The following is a 19,798-nucleotide window of genomic DNA, read 5'->3' as shown; positions in this document are numbered from 1 at the left end:
ATGACAGAGATTACACAAAAAGCTATGCTGGTGCGCCTGCACATCAAACAATGGGGCGCCAGGAAGCAGGACAAACAGGTAACCCACAAGATTGAGAAGGCTTACAACGCTACAAATTCGGGGAGTTTCAACAAGCGGCTGGTAGCTGAAGATGCCATTAAAACAGTCTCCAAAACAGCCAATGCGGCCCGTAGTTTTCACTATGAAAACACCCTGCCCTGGGGCGACGATGGATCCAGAATCCTGCTGTCGAAGAACTATCTGCCCTATACCAGCGAGATGAGGAGGTTGAAGGCCAGCTTCGAGGAAGCCGTAGCGCGGTTCATTGCCGACTACAAGGACCTGGTTGAAGATGCCCGGGTACGTTTAAATAGCATGTTCAACCGCGGAGATTACCCTGATGGTGCACAAATCGAAAACAAATATGGCCTTGAGGTGTTCATAGATCCCCTGCCCTCGGCAGCGGATTTTCGCGTAACCCTCCAGGCGGAAGAGATCGATCAAATCCGAAAGCGGATACAGGAGCGCAACCGGTCAGCCTTTGAGGAGGCCATGCGGGATGTGTGGAACCGGCTCTACCAGAGCGTCAAACACATGGCTGACAAGCTCCACCAGGCTGATGCGGTGTTTCGCAATTCCCTGGTGAACAACCTGTGTGAGTTGTGTGCGCTCCTTCCCAGACTGAACCTCAGCGACTCCAAGGAACTGGAAGATATGCGCCATCAAGTCGAGGATAAGCTCTGCCGCTTTGAACCGGATGAGTTGCGTACCAACCTGAAAAAACGCTCCCAGGTGGCCACCGATGCGTCGGCCATTCTGGAAACCATGAAAGGATACATCGGACATGGATAAAATGAACAAGGCACGGATCGCCGTGACCCTCGATCATCCCTTTTTCGGTAGCCTGGCCTTGCGCATGGGACTGGTTGCCGATCCGGATTGTCAAACCGCTTATACCAACGGGATTGTCATTGCCTATAACCCGGACTTTGTAAACAGCCTCAGTACCGACCAAATCAAGGGATTGTTTGCCCACGAGGTGATGCATGTGGCCCTGGCTCATCATTTAAGGCGAGGCGCTCGAGAGTTCGGCAATTGGAACGCTGCCTGTGATTACGCGATCAATGACATTTTAAAAGAGAGCGGATTTGTCTTACCTGCGGGAGTGCTGGGCGGCATGGGCACAGACCAGTCAGCGGAAGCGATTTACAAACGACTGCCGGAAGTAAAAGTTAAGTCCAACGGTCCGGATGAATTCGGGGAGGTCCGGGACTATCCGGGCAAGGACGGTAAAAAGGCAACTCCTGCGGAAATGGCTCAAGCCCTGCAAGAGGTCAAGGTAATGGTTGCCCAAGCCTACACCCAGGCCAAGGCCATGGGGAATATGCCGGGCGGACTGGAGCGTTTGGTGCAAACGATCACCCGTCCCCGGGTCGATTGGCGAGAGGTTCTCAGGCGATTCATGCAGCAGGTTACGTCCAACGATTATTCATGGACGCCGCCCAATCGAAGATATGTCCACCTGGGACTCTATCTGCCGGCCCTGGCTTCCATGGCCATCGGAGAGGGGGTTATCGCGGTGGATACTTCCGGATCTATAGGAGATCGGCAAGTGGCACAGTTCGCATCCGAAATAACGGCCATCGTGGAAGCCGTGGAAACCAATGTCAAGGTGGTTTACTGCGACACCCGGGTTAAGAGCGTGGAGACTTTTTGTCGACACGATATGCCGATAAAGATCCATCCCATCGGCGGCGGGGGGACGAATTTTCGACCGCCCTTCGAATGGGTTGATGAAAAGGGACTGCGCCCCGCATATTTGGTTTATCTAACCGACCTGGCAGGAACCCGATTTCCCGATGATCCCGGTTATCCGGTATTGTGGGCGAAGTTGGGTATGGGAGGGACAACTCCTCCGTTTGGGGAATGTCTGACCGTTGCTGAATACTGACCAGACAAACATTTTATTAATTAAGGACAATAAGTTCGATATTAAACGCCCTCGGCTCCGGATCTCCCGGGACCGGGGGCTTTTTTATTTGAGATCGCAAATTGCGACCTCAAGTTTGTATCGATCTGATTCAATTAGTCTTTTTTGACAAAGCCAATCTTATTTTTTGATTCATTATCATCGGACATCAGTTTATCCAGAACTGTGAAAACCACCTCAAACCGTTCTTCAGTCTGGCTGCGCAGCGCCGCTACTTCACGCTTAAGTTCAGCATGGTCTAAGACCAGGTGGCGAAGTTGCACGAAAGCCCGCATGATCTGTACGTTGATTTGAATCGCTTTTTTACTATGAAGAACGCTTGAGAGCATGGCGACCCCTTGCTCGGTAAAGGCCATTGGAACATATCGAGGGCCACCCCAACTTGAGGTCGCAATTTGCGACCTCAAGTTTCTAAACTCTAGATTGGACAGCTCAAACATAAAATCTTTCGGGAACCGATCGATGTTCCTTCTGACCTGCTCTTTCAATCTTTTGGTCTCAACTCCATATAGATCAGCTAAATCCCGATCCAGCATGACTTTTACGCCACGAACAGTGTAGATCCGCTGAGTGATATCATTAACCTCAACAAGCTGACTCACAGTTAAAGTCCTTTTAACTGGGGTGTGGGCCATTAATGGAATGAAAAGTTACGCTAAGGTTTTTTTACAACAGTCCAAACAGTATCAGTAGAGTCAGCCAAAGTATCCATTAGGGCAAGCGCTTAAAGAAAGTTTTAAATTCCTGGTTCGAGGAATATTTCATCTATGGATTCTATAAAAACATTCTTGTGCTTTTAACCCGGATATTGCATCTGAGAAAACGGTTGACCCAAAAGAAAGCACCCTTTAATAATGATTCTGGAGTCTTAAGCGTGGCCAATCCACGAGAAAGGAATCATCAAAAGGGTGCGAAAACAAAATAGCAAGAAAGGCCGTCCGCGTAAAGTCATCAAGCAAGGAAAAGCCCATCTTTCGTTTACCGGCAAAAACGTCACTTCCTACGGCGGTATGGCAGTGGTTTCCCGCGCACTCGATTATTTCCGCGTGCGAGAAGATTTGAAACACCTTACCGCTGAGCTGGATGAATGCAGACATCATCAAATGCGCCATGTGCTCGAACAATTGATCACCCTTCGTTTGCTTGGCGGTGAAGCGGTCAGCGATACGGCGTTACTGGACGATCCCGCCCTGAAAGCCCTGTTTGAATGGGATGCGATTGCCCATCCAGCCACCTTCGGACGGCGCTTGGGCGACCTGCGCTGGCTTCACAACCTGGGCCTTGAGGGTATCGTCACCGGCTTGAGTGATCAGGTCGCCCAGCCCGGAATGCGGTTGGTGGCCATCGATTCCACGGTAGCCAGTGTATTCGGCCAACAGATCGAGGGTGCTGACCGCGGTTACAACCCCCATAAGCCCGGACGCGATTCCTACCATCCGCTGCTGGCCGTAGACGTTAAGGCCCGTTCAGTGGTCGACGGTTATCTGCGGCCCGGATCATGTGCTTCCGGTCATGGCCTGGACGACTTTATCCACAAGATAGCGGCTGAAAGCAGCCATCCGATGGATCAGACCGTTTTTCGCTTGGACAAGGGCTTGACCGCCGGCAAGGTGCTCGACACCATCGAACAGTTTGGGGCCGGCTACGTGGCCAAGGTCAAGCTGACCGCCAACGTGGTCGGCAAGATCTCAAAGATCAAGAAGTGGCGGGCCATCGGCAACGGTCACTTTGCCGCCAACATGCGTTGCCAGCTGGACGGCTGGTCGCATCCCCGCCGCATGGCCGTGATCGAGAGATACCTGCCGGCGGAAGAACAGTCACCGCAGCTGCCGCTGTTCGAGATGATGGAGGGCCGCTACGAAGTCGTGGTCACCAACCTGCATCTCAATGCCGAAAACATCTGGCGGCTTTACAATCGCGGCACCGTGGTGGAACAGATCATCGAGGAGTTGAAAAACGACTTTGCCGCCACGGGCATCCGCACCAAAGGCTTTTGGGCCAACGATGCGCTCTTTTTGACCGGCCTGATCGCCTACAACCTGCTCAACTGCATCCGTCGCCTGACGCTGCCCAAGGCCTTGCGCACGGCCCGGATCAAACGCCTGGGTTTATTATTGCTGCATCTGCCGGCCAATGTGCTTTACCGCAGCCGTCAGTGGCAGATCAAGATCCGACGGGATCACCCCATGCGATTGATCTTTTACCGGGCGATGGCCGCCCTGCAGTAGAGATAATCAACCGCAGATCGAACAACCGCTGGTGAGGTGCGTTCAAATTGACAGGACTGGCTGCTTTTTCCTTCTAAACTTGCGGCTCTATCCGCTGCTGAAACAAAGAAACGTCGACCGTGATTATAAATCGAGTCTGTAAAACCTAAAACTGGTCTTTTAACTTACTGTCAGAACGCAGATGCAATATCCGGGTTTAAGTGTTTTAACTGCATGAATCAATATAAAAACCTGATATGTCTGCGTAAATGCCTCTGCAATACATTCGCATAATTCCCCATTGTCGTTTTTAAGCCCTATTTCCCTGGGTGCTGACATTCTTCGTCCCCCGACAGGTACCATTGAACCGATTTCATCATCCGGCGTATACTGTTCCGGCCAATTAATCTTGCCAAACACTTCAATGAATTTGTCGGAATAAACGACTCTTCTAAGTCCGGCTTTGAACCCGCATCCAGCCATTAACTCTGGAGGATCAAGCACAAGAACTGCGCATGCTCTCCAATTTTTAGAAACATATCTCCGGATCGATGCGTAAATGGATGCCCCATATTTTTTGCTCAACCGGATAGGCACCTGAATCCCAAATCCATGATTTTCAGCTTCCTCTGAAAAGGTATCTAGCTGAAACAAGACTTCAGATGTAAACACGTTTGCTTCTCTATCGAAATGATCTTCAATTTCAGTGGAGATGGTCTTTTCGCAATCCTCTACAATTGAATACAATTTTCGCTGCCAAGCCATTATGAAATGGCCTGCTTCGTGAATCTTGATAAATGTCTGTCTCACCGCATGAACAGTCTTATCGACGAACACAAAACGGCCTTTCACATCAAGCACCCCCAGCGTCACAGATATCGCTTTTTTCAGTGCCCTTCCGGCTTTTTTTCTTATTTTTGATAAAAAGCCCTCATCCAAAATATTGTCATCTACGACCTCAACTTTTGCGACATCCATAATGTCCGCTACTGGTGTTGGGAAACGACCAATAGCGTTGGATTCAATTAAAATGCGCTTCGCTTCTCTCCTGATCTTCTCATAAACAGAATGCGACAGGGTGCAGTCATCCTTTTTTAACATTTCCCCTCTTTCTGGTTCTGTAGAAAGCCAAATACTCAAGAAGCGCTTTCTCTTCCTCTGAAGTAAGGTCACTGATTGCCCGCTTTGGAACTTTTTTCCCTTTACCGGCTGGAACTATGTAGCCCGCCTTTTCCATTAAGCTTTCATAACTAACATCATAAACTGTAGATAGGGTGTACAAAATGTTCGGGGAAGGCTTTTTGATCTTACCATTCTCAAGCTGGCTTAAATATGCATTCGAGACTTCTCTGTCTGTGGCCTCTTCAACCTCGCGCAGTTTTAATCCTTTGGACGCTCTGATATCAGATAGGTATTGAGCCAGCAGGTTTCTTTCGCCCTCCTTTTTTTCTTTATCTGTCATAATTTCACCTCCTTAAGACTAATTCAAGCGATATTATAACAATACCACACGTGCTAATAATGTCAAGCAAATCTAAATATGTGCTTGACAAACTTTGCAATGCTCATTATGATTAGCACCAAAGTTGGTATTTGATTTTTCCTACAACATAACGAAAGGAGCTAAAGCAAAATGGCAACTAACCCTCCCACTGGTGATGGCCACCGGAAAGGCGCCGTAAGAGACCGTTCTCAGGTCTATAACCCGAAAAACGACAAGTGGACGAAACGCGACACAGATAGCGGTCGATTCATCGATCAAAAAGCTGATGACAAACCATTCAAAGGCGTTCGAAAAGAAAAGTAATAAATCTGGGCCCGCCTTATGGCGAGCCCAAACATCAATGTAAATCAGGAGATCGCACCATGAACGAAATATGCAATGATATTGTTGACATCGAGCAGCATGCAAAAGAAGGTAGAAAAATACCCCACGCCGTAAAATATCGCATACGAATTGATAAGGATCACTATGTTGTAAATGTTCCCGAAATAACGGGCCGCGCTCTTTTAGAATTGGCCGGAAAAAAACCTGTTGAACGTTTCGCGCTATACCAGAAGCTGCAAGGAGGGCAACCAGTAAAAATTGAACTCGATGCGGTGGTCGATTTCCGGACCCCGGGTGTCGAACGATTCATGACCTTGCCGCTTGACCAGACAGAAGGAGCCATGCCGGCTGCTGCAACCTCATCCCCTCGTTACCACTTTGATCTCCCGGAAGAGGATATTGAATTTCTCGATGCATTGGACCTTCCATGGGAAACTGTTGCCGAAGGGAAAAACCAGTTTGTCGTTATCTATGGATATAGCCGCATCCCCGACGGATATAATATAAAAAGTGTCGACCTGCATGTTCGCCTCGGCAGTACCTACCCTGATACACAAATCGACATGGTATATTTTTACCCCCATCTGTCACGCAAGAATGGGAAACCAATTAAGGCCATCTCCAATCAAAATTTTGACGGAAAAACCTGGCAACAATGGTCTAGGCATCGAACTCCATCTAATCCCTGGCGAATCGGAATCGACGACCTTTCAACTCACATTGCCTTGGTTGGAGAATGGCTTGTGCAAGAGCTCAAAAAGGTCTAACTAACTATGAATATAGCTTTATCATTGACGCAAAGCCATCACGAGCAGCTTCGGACCCATCTCTTCCCTGACGATGGTTTGGAGGCGATCGCGTTTGCCCTGTGTGGTCGCCGACAAGGTGTCGATTCTCATGGTCTGCTCGTTCATGAAGTCCTGCCTATACCCTACGAGTTTTGTGAACGTGGGCCGGATTACATCAGATGGCGTACCGAAAAAATACCCGAAATCCTCGATCGTGCAACAATAAAGGATTTTTCGGTTGTCAAGATCCACAGCCATCCGAATGGCTTTGATACCTTTTCGCGTGTTGATGATAGGTCCGACAAGGATTTTTTCGCTTATGCCCGCGATTGGACTGACAACATGGCTCTCCATGCAAGCGTAATTATGTTTCGAGATGGAAGTATGAAGGGTAGAACCCTATCTGACGATAATGATTTCCAGCCCATTGCATGCATAAAATTTGTAGGCGATGATCTTAAATTCTGGTTTTCAAGGAAAAAGCTCACCCATTTGGATGAATATGGTATCCGGGTTGCGCAGGCCTTTGGCCAGGGGACGTATCAATTGCTGAAAGCTTTGAAGATTGGTGTCGTCGGATGCTCTGGCACCGGTAGTCTCGTGGTGGAACAACTCGCAAGGAATTGCGTCGGCAATCTTGTTCTCGTTGATCCTGAGCGGATCGAAATTAAGAACCTCAATCGGATTCCTCAAGCAACCATGGCTGATGCCTTGAACAAAGAATACAAAGCCAATGTCCTTGCCCGCAGTGTCGACGAAATGCGTTTCGGCACTCAAGTAAGAACCATTGCCGACGACCTTTACAGCTTCCATGCCGTTAAGGCTCTATCGGAATGCGATGTTTTGTTTGGCTGCATGGACGGCATTGACGGAAGACACCTGCTGAATAAACTATCAACAGCTTATCTTATCCCCTACTTTGATATTGGTGTAAAACTTGCCGCAGACGGAGCTGGCGGCATTGACCAGATTTGCGGAAGCGTTCACTACCTTCAACCAGGTGGATCGAGCCTTCTTAGCAGGGGGGTCTATACCCATGAACAGCTACGCGCCGCATCGATGAAGCGCGCGGATCCTATCGCTTACAAGGAACAGCTCAAGGCCGGGTATATCGAAGGGGTTGATGAGGAAAAGCCCGCCGTTATTTCGGTAAACATGCTTTTTGCATCCCTCGGGGTCAACGAATTATTAGCTCGTATACACCCTTTTCGTGATGACCCGAATTCGGCCTTTTCGGTGAACCGAATTGGATTGCATGCCGGAACGTTTTTCAACGAACCTGATGGACAACCTTGCGCTACATTGAATAAGTGGGTTGGTCGCGGTGATATAATTCCGCTTTTAGGTATGCCGTCACTTAGCTCGGAAGAAGACAGAATGAATCATTAGTGTCCGGTTTAGATCGTCATAAAACGTTATAGATCTTTGAAATAAAAACGAAAATCGCCAACTTTCTATGGGCAACCTTTTGAATTTGCTAAAATTGCTCTATAGATCCCTTCACAGCACATTTTAACGAAGGGAAACGGCGATGCATCAGGGGCGAATTGTTTTTTCTCAGCTGTTAGATTTTCTACCCAAAAAGAGTTTTCGTACATGCGTTAACCGTTACGGCGGCAACTACCGAATCCGTTCTTTGACATGCTATGAACAGTTCCTTTGTATGGCCTTCGCTCAGTTGACCTATCGTGAGATCCTTCGCGATACGGTACTATGTTTACGGGCCATGCATAACAAACTTCATCACATCGGCATTCAGAATAAGGTTGCCAAAAGCACCCTTGCCGATGCCAACGAAAAGCGGGATTGGCGTATCTACTGTGACTTTGCACAGGTACTGATCGGTCAAGCCAGAAAACTCTATGCTGATGATGACTTTGGTCTCCAACTTGATGAAACCGTTTACGCTCTGGACGCATCAACGATTGACCTTTGCCGTTCGGTATTCCCGTGGGCGCGGTTTCGATCAACGAAAAGTGGGATAAAGGTCCATACGCTGCTTGATCTGAGGGGCAATATCCCCTCTTTTGTATCCATCACCGATGCCAAGGTTCATGATGTCAACATTCTTGATGAGCTGTTCCCGGAACCTGGATCAATTTATGTGATGGACCGCGCCTATCTCGATTTCGAAAGGCTTTATAGGCTGCACCGTGGATTATCCTTCTTCATTCTAAGAAGCAAATCCAACACGCAACTACGTCGTTTGTACTCGGCACCGGTCGATAAGTCCACTGGCGTCATCTGTGACCAGACGGTACGACCCGTCAGAATAAATTCGGCAAATGCTTATCCGGGTAAACTGAGGCGGATCAAGTACTATGACCTTGAAACCGAAAAGCGCCTGACGTTTTTGACCAACCATTTTGAATTGGAGGCCCGAACCGTTGCAGACTTGTACAAGTGCCGATGGCAAGTGGAACTGTTCTTCAAATGGATCAAACAGCATCTAAGGATCAAGAAATTTTTTGGCATTTCTGAGCCTGCCGTTAAAACGCAGATTTGGATCGCTATCTCAGTCTACGTGCTGGTTGCCATCATGAAGAAGCGCTTGAAGCTTGAACAGAGCCTCTACACAATTTTACAGGTCCTGAGTATTACTATTTTTGAAAAAACCCTTATTTCATGGGCAATGACAGGAAGTAATTACAATAACAAATTTGCTTCCGGTCATATCCAACTGAATTTATTTGATTCTTAACCGGACACTAATGAGAATGAATGAATAGTGCATGGAGAACATTATGGCGCTATTTTAAGCGCTTTTGGAGATGGGTCACTTGCCGCAGAGCTCGCCTCACCGCGATCAGGGTTGAAGAATTGCCTAATAAGCTTGATACAAACAAACTTTACCTTGTAGGCGAAGGCGATTATTTATGGTTCGCGGCGATGATGTGCCCTTGCGATTGCGGTCATATCCTTTACATGGGATTGATGCCCGACCAAAAGCCCAAGTGGAGTGTTACAGTTCACCATGATAACAGTGTGAGTCTCTTTCCCTCTGTTTGGCGAAAGGTTGGATGCAAAACCCATTTTTGGCTAAGAAATGGTTGCATCATTCGGCACAAAGGATAGGTTCTAGGTGTCAAATGCCAGGACATCGATGACCCAAGTCTAACGGTGAAAAAGACCAAGACATCGATTACTCTGGCAGCAAACGCTATATAGGTATTCTCAGGTACAGCGGTAGCAAAAAATCATCCTGGGCGAGAATGGGCCCTCAAAATGCTCGTCGGAGACCAGGATGCTTTTTTGCGGATTCATTGCCGAGATATCACCGGCAAATGGTAATCAAATGCATCAATCAGCTCGTCACCAAGATACAATTGCATTCGATGAATTTTGGTCACGATTATCGCCTTCACATAAGAATATACCAGATCTTTGGAAACCAGGAACTTTTCGCCGAAAATATCAAGTAATCGATTGCTTCGAATGAAACGGATCAAGATGATGTTCCCATCGGCAATTGAATCTAACTGGGGCAATTTGGTATTTGCCCCGATCGTTGAAGGATTGTGATTCGAGACCTTCAACACTTCATGGGGCGTTTTTCCTTTCAAACAGCTGTATCGATGATGCTTGTTGTGAAACCGCTGAAAGTTTTTACTCTGCCGTTTCAATGTGGTGTAACTGGCAAACCACTGACGGCGGAAAAATTTCTTGTTGTATGTATCGTTGAACTTTTCAACCACTCCATTGCGCCATGGTTCGCCAATTGGAATAAACACCGGCTGGACGCCAAAATGAAGACAAAGCCGAATAACCAGGCCAAAGGACCTGGGGTACTTGTTGCTGCCGCGAAAACTCAGCTCGTTGTCCATCTGCAGGTAATCGGGGAGTCCCATGGCCTTCCAGCACCGCAATAGACTATTGGCAACTTTCTGATCCTGTTTGCTGCGCTGTGATTCGATGTATACTTGATGGGAAAATACATCCATCACATTGAACGAATAAAATTTGCCGTCACCTTTTATGTATCGTGGGCCGACAAGATCGGCCTGATGAATGTTGTTAACGCCAAGCGGCTCTCTAAAATACGGGTACTCAACGCCTTTGGGAACGTACGTGCTTTTTTTTAATCAGTCCTTCACGCTTTAAGACGCGATTGATTGTCCGATCAGACGGAAAATCAAAACCGGATTTGCTCAGTTCCCACTTGATAGCAGATGCGCCTATTTGAGCAAATTTTTGTGATTCAAGTTGCGACCTTACTGAAATAATCCGTTGCTTTTCGAGTTCACCGATGGCTGTTGGCATTCGTTTGGGTGCTCTAGACCGTCCTTTGTACCAATTACTATCGCCTGTTTGATAGCGTTTTAGCCATTTAAAAAACCAGTTCTTTGAACGATGGAGATCGGTGTATATTGATTTGGGTGATTCTCCTTTCAGATACCGATAAATGGCCTGTTTCCTGAGGTTCTGTTCCATTTGTTACCCTCCTATCGAATTTGTTATCGATACAGGGTATCAAAATATAGGTTGAAGTGGCAGGGTAATCGATCTCCTGGCACAATTGAGCCTTAAGGTAACCGATGTCTCGGCATTTTTGGGTTGTGACCGCCGATTTAATTCCCCTCCAATTCCACCGACTTTAATTCCCGCCAAAATCATCGGAACCAATCCGCCATTTGTTATTTGATTCCCTCAATTTCTAAAAATTCCATATAGTTCCTCTAATTCGCCAGTTCAAAAAGGACTTCCAGCCAGGAGAGGAGCTATGGAGCCGGTGCCGTGTTTCCATTGCGCGACGATGTTTATTCCACGAAATAAGAAGCAATATTGCTGTAGCCGCCCCGAATGCCAGAAAGCCAGGAAAGCCAGTTGGCAACGAATCAAAATGAAGACCGATCCGGACTATCGAACCGCACAAAAACTCAGCAACCAAAAATGGGCTGCTAAAATCCCAGGTTACTGGAAAACATACAGAGACAAAAATCCGGAAAAAGCCGAAAGAAACCGGATGCTTCAGACGATCCGCAACCGCCGCAGATCAGCTAATAAAAAATCCAATGACAACCCGATTGCAAAGATGGACGCGAGGATCAATATGGATTTTCAGCCAGTTGGACAATTTTGGCTGGTTCCGTTGATTGCAAAGATGGACGCGACAAAAGTCAATATCTTCACGATTACGGATACCTGGCAGTGATTGCAAAGATGGACTTGAGGACAGCACCGAATCGATCATGGTACGCAGGTTGTAAAACCGATAACCAGGAGGCGGCCATGATCAAAAAAAAGATTATCGACAAAGAACGCATCCGGCGTATTGACGGCGGCTTTGCATTTATCCCCCATCGTTTTCTCACCGGCGGCTTCGTCAACGATCTTTCTCCCGATCAGTTGCTGCTCTATTTCTTTCTGATCCTTGCGGCAGACCGCTTTGGTCTTTCCTTTTACAGCTACGACAAGATTTGCACACTTTTGGAAATGAGCCTGGATCAGTATGTCGAGGCCCGGTGCGCGTTGATCAAAAAAGAGCTGATCGCTTTTGACGGAACTCTTTTTCAGGTACTCGCACTACCTCAACCCCCGAAAAAATCAAACCACCAGCAGCCACATCCTTTAGATCAGATTGCCCAAAACATGTTTAAAGAGGTGGCCTCATGATCGACAAGCGGACCATTTTCGAAATCCACCGATTGAAGCACCTGGGCTGGTCGGACAGAAAGGTCGCCCGTCACCTTCGCATCGACAGGGGGTCGGTGAAAAAATATGTAAGCAATCCCAAAGTCGTTCAAAAACGACCGAACCGAATCTCCAAACTCGATCCATATCGGGGCCAGATCAAAGCGCTTGTGGACAAAGACCCCACAGTCAGTGCCCCGGTCGTATTGCAGCAATTGGAAAGTTTTACCGGCAAAATCACCATCGTTCGCGATTACTTGCGCCAATTGAGGGGAAAACGAAAACAACGGATTGCCTATACCCGTTTCGAGTCCGCTCCCGGTGAGCAGATGCAGGTCGATTGGGGCCACTTCGGCTCATTGGAATATGGTGACACCCGGCGTAAACTGTATGCCCTGGTCGTCATCGAAGCCTTCAGCCGTATGCTGTTCGTTCGGTTTACGCACAGTCAAAAGCAGTATTGTCTGCACAGCTGTCTGCTCGAAGCATTTACCTGGTTTGGCGGCTGCCCGAAACAACTGGTAATCGATAATATGGCCACAGCCGTTGTCGAACGGCTGGGATCGGTGGTTCGGTTCAACGACACCTTCCTGGATTTCTTATGCCGTTTTGCCATCGAACCGATCGCCTGCAGTCCGGGATCTCCCTATGAAAAGGGAAAAGTGGAATCGGGCGTAAAATATCTGCGTCGCAATTTCATGCCGCTGCGATCCTTTGTCGATCTGGACGATGTTCAGCACCAGGCCCTTGACTGGCTGAACACCGTCGCCAACGTTCGCACCCATCAGACAATGGGGCAACGACCCGTGGATCGGTTTGAAAAAGTACAGTTGCGATCACTGCCACAACGTTTACCGGACACACGACAAACGCAATCGCTTTTGGTGCACAAAGACTTTGCCGTTCGATTCGATGGTAACACCTATACTGCCCCGCCCTGGGCCATCGGAAAAACGGTGGTGGTAAAAGCAGATACCGCCTTTGTTTCATTGTATCTGAACGACAAACGCATCGCTGTCCATCCACGATGTTGGCAGCGGAAACAGCGGATCGAAACGCCTTCCCATCGGCAGCAGGTCAAAAAACTCCGCAAGAAATTATGGCATGACCGCCAGGTAGCGGCATTGATGTCATTGGGAACCATTGCCGTCGATTATATAAACGGCCTGCTGGACGCCGGACAGCCGATTGCAAAACAAGTCAAACGACTGCTTGTCCTGAAAGACAAATACGGAGCCGAGGCCCTGGTCTATGCACTCAACAAATCCATGGCTCATAAGGCCTTGGGGGCTGACTATGTCGAAAACATTGTTCATCAGGAAATGGCTCCGAAAAACGATCAGCCTCCGGTACGGCTGAAAAATGAGCAGTTAAACCGCATCCGCCTAAACCAGCCGTCTCTGGCAGAATACGATGCACATGCGCTTAAAAGGGAGAAAAAATAATGGAAGAAATTTGCGAAAAGGCAAAAACATTACGTCTGAAAACCATTGCCGATCAATTGCCTCCCATCGTAGAGACCGCCGAAAGCAACAACTGGCCATTTTCAAAGACCATCGCCCATCTGTTCGACCTGGAAATCGAGACCCGCAGGCAAAACCGCATCGCGCTTTGTTACCGTCAGTCCAAATTGAACGAAAAACTCACCATCGATCAATTTGACTTTAACCACCACAGTTCCCGGAAAAAACAGAAGACCCGCATCCTTAATCTGATGTCCCTGGTGTTTTTGAAAGAGAAGATGGATATCATTTTGATTGGCAATCCCGGTGTCGGAAAAAGCTTTCTGGCCAAAGCTGCCGCCTATGCTGCCACCCAGGCCGGTGTAAAAGTCCTTTTCACCACCGCCATGGACATGATCAATCACTTGATTGCAGCCGATGCTGACCACTCCCTTTTGAAAAAACTCCACTACTATCAATCACCGGAACTGCTGGTTATCGACGAGATCGGTTATCTTGGACTGGGCAAACAGGGCTCGAATCTTTTCTTCCAGGTAATCAGCCAACGGCACGAAGCCAAGTCCACCGCCATTACGACCAACTTGCCGTTTGCCGACTGGGGAAAAATATTTGATTCCACCACTGTTGCCACAGCCATTGCTGACCGACTTGTCTACAACTCGCAGATCTTTATCTTGGAGGGACCCAGCTATCGAAAGAGGACAAAGCCGAATAATCCGTAAACTCAAAAAATCGAAGATGATCTGGCAGTGTTCCGCCTTTTTTACGGAACCTGAGATGAATACCTGCGGCTATTGATATGCGTGGTTGGTTTTAAAACGATGATTTTGGCTGGTTTTTAAACCGCTGATAACATTTTTGGGTAATCGATGTCTTGGCATCCATCATCTAGGCTTTAATCCTATACAGTCAGTTCCATCGATCTAAATTCGGCCCCCATAATTCAACAATTAGGCCTGTACAGAATTTTGTATTGCACAATCATAGCAAATATTATAATATCAGGTAATTATTGGTGACATGCCGAGATTGGTTGAATGAATCCTGCATACCGAATTCATGAATATAGCACTCAAATATTTAAACAAATAATAGCTGAAGCTGATTCGGTCTCAGAAGCATATATCGATTCTAAATCACACACGTTCTATTTTCAGGAGTATTTTAGGGTACTTAGAGCATCAACGATCATTGTCGAGTATGATTATATTGACCATGATTTTCTTGAAGATTTTTCATTTTATTATGTGAAGTGTTTTAAGCGATATAGTCGGAAATGCGCCCGGCTACATTTTTTTGATATTTCATTCTCGAAAGAAGAATTTGATGGTTTTCTAAACGGCGGGAATTCTAACCTGAAGGAAGAGATCTTACAAAAGGCTTATCTCGGGTTTATAGTCTTGAAACCACTGCCAAAAACAATCATTGGCAGGACCTGTATCAAGACATACCCAAGCGATAAGGATAGAAGACAATTCCCTCCGCTAAGAGAGTATGAAGCCAATTTATTTGGGATAAAGCTCACGGTTAACTCGCTTGCTTATCAAGAGCAGGATAATGTTGTTGCTGCATGTGCGACCAGTTCTCTATGGTCTGTATTTAACAGCACTGGCCGTTTGTTTCAGCATAAAATATTATCTCCGGTCGAAATATCCGAGGCAGCTTGTTCCTCACTACCGCTGGAATCTCGTTTTTTCCCGAATCCTGGGCTGTCCTCTGCACAAATGGCTCAAGCGATTCGCGCCATAGGGCTTGAACCCTACCTTATTAAAGTAGAAGATCAGGAATTATTAAAGGCCGCCACCTATGCTTATCTAAAATGTAAGATTCCGATGTTATTTGGATTTTTATTGATGGACAAATCAGGCAAAGAACCTATGCCTTTGGGCCTTCATGCAGTTGCCATCACTGGATTTAGTTTAGGCGAACCGGCGCCTATTCCTTATGGGCGAACTGGTTTTTTATCAATCGCGTCCCGGATTGATAAAGTATATTCGCACGACGATCAGGTCGGCCCCTTTTCTCGAATGGTACTGAATTATGATACGATAAAGATGGATAATGGAAATGCTGTCAAAACAATTCTTTCATCTTGGGGAGGTAGCGACAGAAAACTGGATAGAATCAGAGCAATACCAACCATTTTGCTTATTCCCGTTTACAACAAGATCCGCATTACATTTCAAACCATTCAGGAAACCATTACTCACTTTGACCGTATAATCGAAACATTTAGACTGAACAAAGTGCTACCATTCAAGGAAAGGCTCGTATGGGATATATACCTTACAACGGTTAATGAAGTTAAATCCGGAATGCTCTCTTCCAAAAAATGGAGAAATAAACTCCGACTGCAAGTTCTTATGCAAAGCATGCCACGATTTATTTGGAGAGCAACCGCTTTTTGTAAAGGACAATATGTAATAGATCTCTTATTCGATGCCACCGACTTGGAACAAAGCCCACTATTGTTTAATGCTGTTGGTTATGATGAAGATTTTTTCGAAACATTAATTGATTTATCTCGTCAAGATGATTTACCAGCAGTGCTTAAGGATCCGATGTTTTTGAGAATCTTAGAATGGTTCTCTAACCAAAAAATATAATTTTTACTTGATATTTTTAGCATAATTGCTAATGTGCTGCCCTTGCGGTAAAATTTTTTTTTGAAATAGCCGATAGCGTTATTGCAAGGTTATGTTTTTATTATAATGTTTATACGGCGAAAGGCACTAAAGATGACCAAGAAAACACAAACCCCTAAAAAAGTTGATTGGTCACGAGAAATTATCGATTGGGCCTGTACCCCAAACGGCCAAAAAGAACTGGAAAGTGCCAAAGAGAGCTCGTCTTCAGCCATCAGCGAATTGAAAAAGGCGCTTTTGGTTGATAACGAAATGTTGACCGCAACTTTTGATATCTAGTTTATATTCCAAATAATAGGGGCCAGGAAACATAAAGCTACGGCAATAGTTATTTGTTTCCAGATAGTTTGATGGCCCTAAATAAATGTGCCCCCATCATTAGGCTCAAGGCCCAGGCGCGTAATTTTGCTAGAATTGGTCCCGTACCTCCATCCTAATAGTACTGCACAATGTACCCATATGCCTTGTCGAACAGATCCTGATTCTTAATCTTGTATTTCACATAGACCACCTTGCGCAAAGCTTTCTGGACCTCACGTTCTCTGGCCCTGGTGTTTTGCCAGCCTGGGAAGCGGGCAAGCCGAACATTCTTGTCAATATCATTTACGATTCGCTCAATAGCTATGGGAGTCTTACCATTCTTAACCTCTGATAGCAGCTCCGAAAGAGCCGCCTTGGCTTTGGCTTGCGCATCAACAGGGTCCACTTGTTTCTAAGCATGGACGACCTCCTTGGCGAGGGTCAGCGGCTCCTTTAGAAAGTCGAGACTGTGCAACAGTCCCTGCTCATGCTTCTCCTTAAGTTTTTCCAGCCGTTCGCCCAGAGTGACGAATATCGGATTATCCTTGTGCTTGCGCAACCGGGCAATAAGCTTTATCTCAACCTCCTTGGACTTTCTGATAGGGTCCTTCGCACCAAGTAACCCTTCGAGCACATCAGCATCCATCACCAGGGTATCCAGGTCATCACGTACAGCCTCAAGATGAACATTTTCGTGGACCAACTCTATTGTTTTGGCCCCGAGAGCGTGCCAGAGCAGATTGCCGTTACCACTCGGTGGCTTTACAGATTCATAGACCTGGGTCAGCCATTTGCAGTCAGTTTCATAAAGCCCAAGAGAGGCATCGGGTGCCCTTCCACGCATTGTATGTAGTGGTCTGCGTTGTGGTGTCGTGGGGTGACAAACCCTTTAATGGGCACCCCTTCTAATTGGCCAACCCGATTATACTTTGTCATGATTAAAACATTTCCGGTTTCCGCAAGAACCGTTTGAAAAGCAATCTGTCCTCGGGGTGTGCCTCCAATTCTAAGCGGATGGTTTCGTCCTTCCGCAATGGCAGTGGCGGAACGGTGGTGGTGGTTAGAATGTACTGAAAGGGCGCCTGACGCCCGCCTAAGCCCTTTGAAATCTCATGAACGCGGCATAGGAACCGGCTGTAGATGTGCCGGTCGAGGTCCGCTTCCCGGGGACTGTCGTGCAACAGGAAACATGGATGGTGGCCGTTTCCTTCAACGGCCCAAAGCATTGCCGTCACGTCTGCAAGAACGAGGGCGAGGCTCTCCACCGCCTCTCCTGTCATGTTACCAACGGTTTCCCGAATAACAAATGCCAAATCATCTTTCGGAGGTAGTAGAATTTCCCCGGTGTAGTTTTCAGATAAAATGGATTTCAGGACCTTGTCGTAAAGCTGTTTCAGATCCATGACCCGATGGTACTGTTTAATTTGTGCGCTCCCGAGAGAAGTTTCCAATGCCCTTAAATTCTGCCTGTCTTTTTTCAACTGACCGGCTATGGCTTTCAGTTCCGAGTCCTCTCTTTTCCCGTCCTTGAGATCCTGCGCCTCCCGTCTTTGGGCAATGTGATATTCGGCGAGTTTCAAGTTCAATGTCGCCCGTTCGATTTCCTTTTCCACATTCTGAATCTGGATTTCTAATCGCCGAATTTCCGATCGACGACGTTCAAGAGTTTCGCGATTCCGGGTTTCATCTATCACCATCTGTTCGATTGCTTGGTTCTCTTCATCGGTGGTCAATTGAACGCGTTTTTCCCTGCGTACCTTTTCAAGCGCTATCCATTTTCCGCGCAATTCACCCAAATAAGCACGATAATGGGAGCACTTCTTGAACTCAATGTTTCCGTATGTACACTCAATCTCCCAGGCGGATTCAAGTTTTTGCCGCATTTCGTCTTTTTCATCGGGTTGTTCTCGGGACTCTTCAATGCCTTGGATGGCTGCGACAATTTTCTTGATTTCACGTTCCATCTGCCGGACAACAGATTTGTTTTCGGTAAGGGATTTATCCAGTAAGTGACGTTTATGTTTAAGCCTCTCCAACTCTTTAGTACGGGAAACCTTGAAAGATTCCACTCTTGTTGAAAACCCAAATAGCCCTTCACCATTATCCATCCACTTTTCTGGCGGTCCTATCAGGTCAAGCAGGGCATGTTCAGCATATCGGATACGGTTTTCCGGTTCCTGGCTCAATTCCTTTTGGCGCGATTCCTTCTCCTTAATAGCAAGTTTCAGATTTTCGATTTCCTCGATGAGTTTGCTTTCCCGTTCGTCCGCAATACCCAATACCATTCTGATCAAAAACAAAGCATTTTGTTTTCGTCTCGTAAAAGTTGGTGTTTGGGAGTCACTGCGCCCGGAACGCCATTGCCAAAGGTTCTGGTAACGGGTTTCCTGATCCCGGGTGAGCCAGGCGAGGATGTGGTCCCAAAGATATGGTTCCTTGTCTTCCGGCGGTTTGGGAGATGGAAGGGATGTCAAGAACGCTTTGTCCAGACCCTTTCTGAAACCGGAATAGGGATATTCCGTCTGCGGTTTGACAATCAGTTCCTCAAGAGCCAAAACGGAAGAAGCGGATGAATCTTCAGATATGCCAATCGAGCGCACCACGGACCACGGTACATCATCAATATGGATGGTTGCACCAACTGCCCCTCTTGGAAAGGCATGGCGGATAGCCTCCATGGTATCTTTGCGGCCAAAAGCATGCTCACCAAGGCAATAACGGATAAGTCGGCACAGAAGCGTCTTTCCAACGGAATGGCCGGTGAGAATACCCGGAATGTCCTCGTCACCTATCACCTGTTGAGCTATCCCCCAAATTACATTTAGGCCCTGGGTAAAGGAGATTTCCCGAAGAACAACAGGATCTGTTGTATCGGCGAAAATTATTAGACGTTCAATCCAGAGGCGTGGTTTTTCGCGTGCTGCTTGAATTTCCAACTTTCCTCCC

Annotated in this window: 21 protein-coding genes; 13 read left to right on the top strand and 8 right to left on the bottom strand. The window is 47.1% G+C overall.

From position 1 onward, the window contains the following. Positions 1–852 (top strand): hypothetical protein, encoded by an 852-nt coding sequence (locus tag GN111_RS24185; RefSeq protein WP_155306213.1) that lies wholly within the window; start codon positions 1–3, stop codon positions 850–852. Beyond that, positions 845–1,951, top strand: a complete 1,107-nt coding sequence (locus GN111_RS24180; RefSeq protein ID WP_155306212.1) for a vWA domain-containing protein — start codon at positions 845–847, stop codon at positions 1,949–1,951. The genes GN111_RS24185 and GN111_RS24180 overlap by 8 nt, the downstream gene beginning before the upstream one ends. A 134-nt stretch (positions 1,952–2,085) precedes the next feature. Here the strand turns inward: GN111_RS24180 and GN111_RS24175 are convergent, their stop codons facing one another. Continuing rightward, positions 2,086–2,592, bottom strand: a complete 507-nt coding sequence (locus tag GN111_RS24175; protein WP_155306211.1) for an ORF6N domain-containing protein — start codon at positions 2,590–2,592, stop codon at positions 2,086–2,088. A 306-nt stretch (positions 2,593–2,898) separates the two neighbouring features. Here GN111_RS24175 and GN111_RS24170 point away from each other — a divergent pair, with 306 nt between their 5' ends. Further along, entirely contained in the window at positions 2,899–4,218 is a 1,320-nt protein-coding gene (locus tag GN111_RS24170; protein WP_170302436.1) for an IS1380 family transposase, read from the top strand. Positions 4,219–4,377: 159 nt separating this feature from the next. Here the strand turns inward: GN111_RS24170 and GN111_RS24165 are convergent, their stop codons facing one another. Continuing rightward, complete coding sequence (locus GN111_RS24165; protein ID WP_155306209.1) at positions 4,378–5,298, bottom strand: ImmA/IrrE family metallo-endopeptidase; 921 nt, start codon at positions 5,296–5,298, stop codon at positions 4,378–4,380. Then, entirely contained in the window at positions 5,282–5,659 is a 378-nt protein-coding gene (locus tag GN111_RS24160) for a helix-turn-helix domain-containing protein (protein ID WP_155306208.1), read from the bottom strand. Before GN111_RS24160 ends, GN111_RS24165 begins: the two co-directional genes overlap by 17 nt. Positions 5,660–6,063: 404 nt before the next feature. Between GN111_RS24160 and GN111_RS33710 the strand changes: the two genes are divergently transcribed. The 4 genes from GN111_RS33710 to GN111_RS34495 all read left to right on the top strand — a co-directional run bounded on the left by GN111_RS33710 (position 6,064) and on the right by GN111_RS34495 (position 9,888). Next, positions 6,064–6,792 (top strand): multiubiquitin domain-containing protein, encoded by a 729-nt coding sequence (locus tag GN111_RS33710; protein WP_197740417.1) that lies wholly within the window; start codon positions 6,064–6,066, stop codon positions 6,790–6,792. Between the two features lie 6 nt (positions 6,793–6,798). Beyond that, complete coding sequence (locus tag GN111_RS24150; RefSeq protein ID WP_155306207.1) at positions 6,799–8,202, top strand: ThiF family adenylyltransferase; 1,404 nt, start codon at positions 6,799–6,801, stop codon at positions 8,200–8,202. A gap of 142 nt (positions 8,203–8,344) precedes the next feature. After that, a complete protein-coding gene (locus GN111_RS24145; RefSeq protein WP_155306206.1) occupies positions 8,345–9,514 on the top strand; it encodes an IS4 family transposase in 1,170 nt (389 codons plus the stop codon). Positions 9,515–9,534: 20 nt separating this feature from the next. Beyond that, on the top strand, positions 9,535–9,888 hold the full coding sequence (locus GN111_RS34495) for a ubiquitination-like system serine protease family protein (protein WP_353740191.1): 354 nt from the start codon (positions 9,535–9,537) through the stop codon (positions 9,886–9,888). A 185-nt stretch (positions 9,889–10,073) separates the two neighbouring features. Here the strand turns inward: GN111_RS34495 and GN111_RS24140 are convergent, their stop codons facing one another. Then, positions 10,074–10,661 (bottom strand): integrase core domain-containing protein, encoded by a 588-nt coding sequence (locus GN111_RS24140; protein ID WP_231715547.1) that lies wholly within the window; start codon positions 10,659–10,661, stop codon positions 10,074–10,076. Positions 10,662–10,860: 199 nt separating this feature from the next. Then, positions 10,861–11,244: a helix-turn-helix domain-containing protein gene (locus GN111_RS24135; protein ID WP_155306204.1), complete on the bottom strand. Its 384-nt coding sequence runs from the start codon at positions 11,242–11,244 to the stop codon at positions 10,861–10,863. Between the two features lie 289 nt (positions 11,245–11,533). On the opposite strand from GN111_RS24135, the gene GN111_RS24130 reads away from it, so the two are divergent. From GN111_RS24130 to GN111_RS24105, 6 genes are all read left to right on the top strand, one after another. Continuing rightward, positions 11,534–11,965 carry a hypothetical protein gene (locus GN111_RS24130; RefSeq protein ID WP_155306203.1) on the top strand — a complete coding sequence of 144 codons (432 nt, stop codon included), beginning with the start codon at positions 11,534–11,536 and terminating at the stop codon, positions 11,963–11,965. A 77-nt stretch (positions 11,966–12,042) separates the two neighbouring features. Continuing rightward, positions 12,043–12,426 carry a helix-turn-helix domain-containing protein gene (locus tag GN111_RS24125; protein WP_155306202.1) on the top strand — a complete coding sequence of 128 codons (384 nt, stop codon included), beginning with the start codon at positions 12,043–12,045 and terminating at the stop codon, positions 12,424–12,426. After that, positions 12,423–13,889: an IS21 family transposase gene (gene istA / locus GN111_RS24120; RefSeq protein WP_155306201.1), complete on the top strand. Its 1,467-nt coding sequence runs from the start codon at positions 12,423–12,425 to the stop codon at positions 13,887–13,889. The genes GN111_RS24125 and istA overlap by 4 nt, the downstream gene beginning before the upstream one ends. Beyond that, complete coding sequence (istB, locus tag GN111_RS24115) at positions 13,889–14,629, top strand: IS21-like element helper ATPase IstB (protein WP_197740416.1); 741 nt, start codon at positions 13,889–13,891, stop codon at positions 14,627–14,629. The genes istA and istB overlap by 1 nt, the downstream gene beginning before the upstream one ends. Positions 14,630–14,944: 315 nt before the next feature. Next, complete coding sequence (locus GN111_RS24110) at positions 14,945–16,513, top strand: hypothetical protein (protein WP_155306200.1); 1,569 nt, start codon at positions 14,945–14,947, stop codon at positions 16,511–16,513. 132 nt (positions 16,514–16,645) lie between these two features. Beyond that, positions 16,646–16,831 (top strand): hypothetical protein, encoded by a 186-nt coding sequence (locus tag GN111_RS24105; protein ID WP_155306199.1) that lies wholly within the window; start codon positions 16,646–16,648, stop codon positions 16,829–16,831. A gap of 154 nt (positions 16,832–16,985) precedes the next feature. Here GN111_RS24105 and GN111_RS33705 read toward each other — a convergent pair whose 3' ends face one another. The 3 genes from GN111_RS33705 to GN111_RS24095 form a co-directional block, all read right to left on the bottom strand. Then, the gene (locus GN111_RS33705; protein WP_197740415.1) at positions 16,986–17,258 is read right to left on the bottom strand and encodes a hypothetical protein; all 273 of its coding nucleotides are present in this window, start codon (positions 17,256–17,258) and stop codon (positions 16,986–16,988) included. Positions 17,259–17,264: 6 nt separating this feature from the next. Then, on the bottom strand, positions 17,265–17,696 hold the full coding sequence (locus GN111_RS33700; protein WP_197740414.1) for a hypothetical protein: 432 nt from the start codon (positions 17,694–17,696) through the stop codon (positions 17,265–17,267). A gap of 94 nt (positions 17,697–17,790) precedes the next feature. Beyond that, positions 17,791–19,788, bottom strand: a complete 1,998-nt coding sequence (locus GN111_RS24095; RefSeq protein ID WP_155306198.1) for a coiled-coil domain-containing protein — start codon at positions 19,786–19,788, stop codon at positions 17,791–17,793. Positions 19,789–19,798: the final 10 nt, after the last annotated feature.

The sequence above is a fragment of the Desulfosarcina widdelii genome, assembly GCF_009688965.1.
Lineage (GTDB): Bacteria > Desulfobacterota > Desulfobacteria > Desulfobacterales > Desulfosarcinaceae > Desulfosarcina > Desulfosarcina widdelii.
This window is presented reverse-complemented; position numbering and strand designations above follow the sequence as displayed.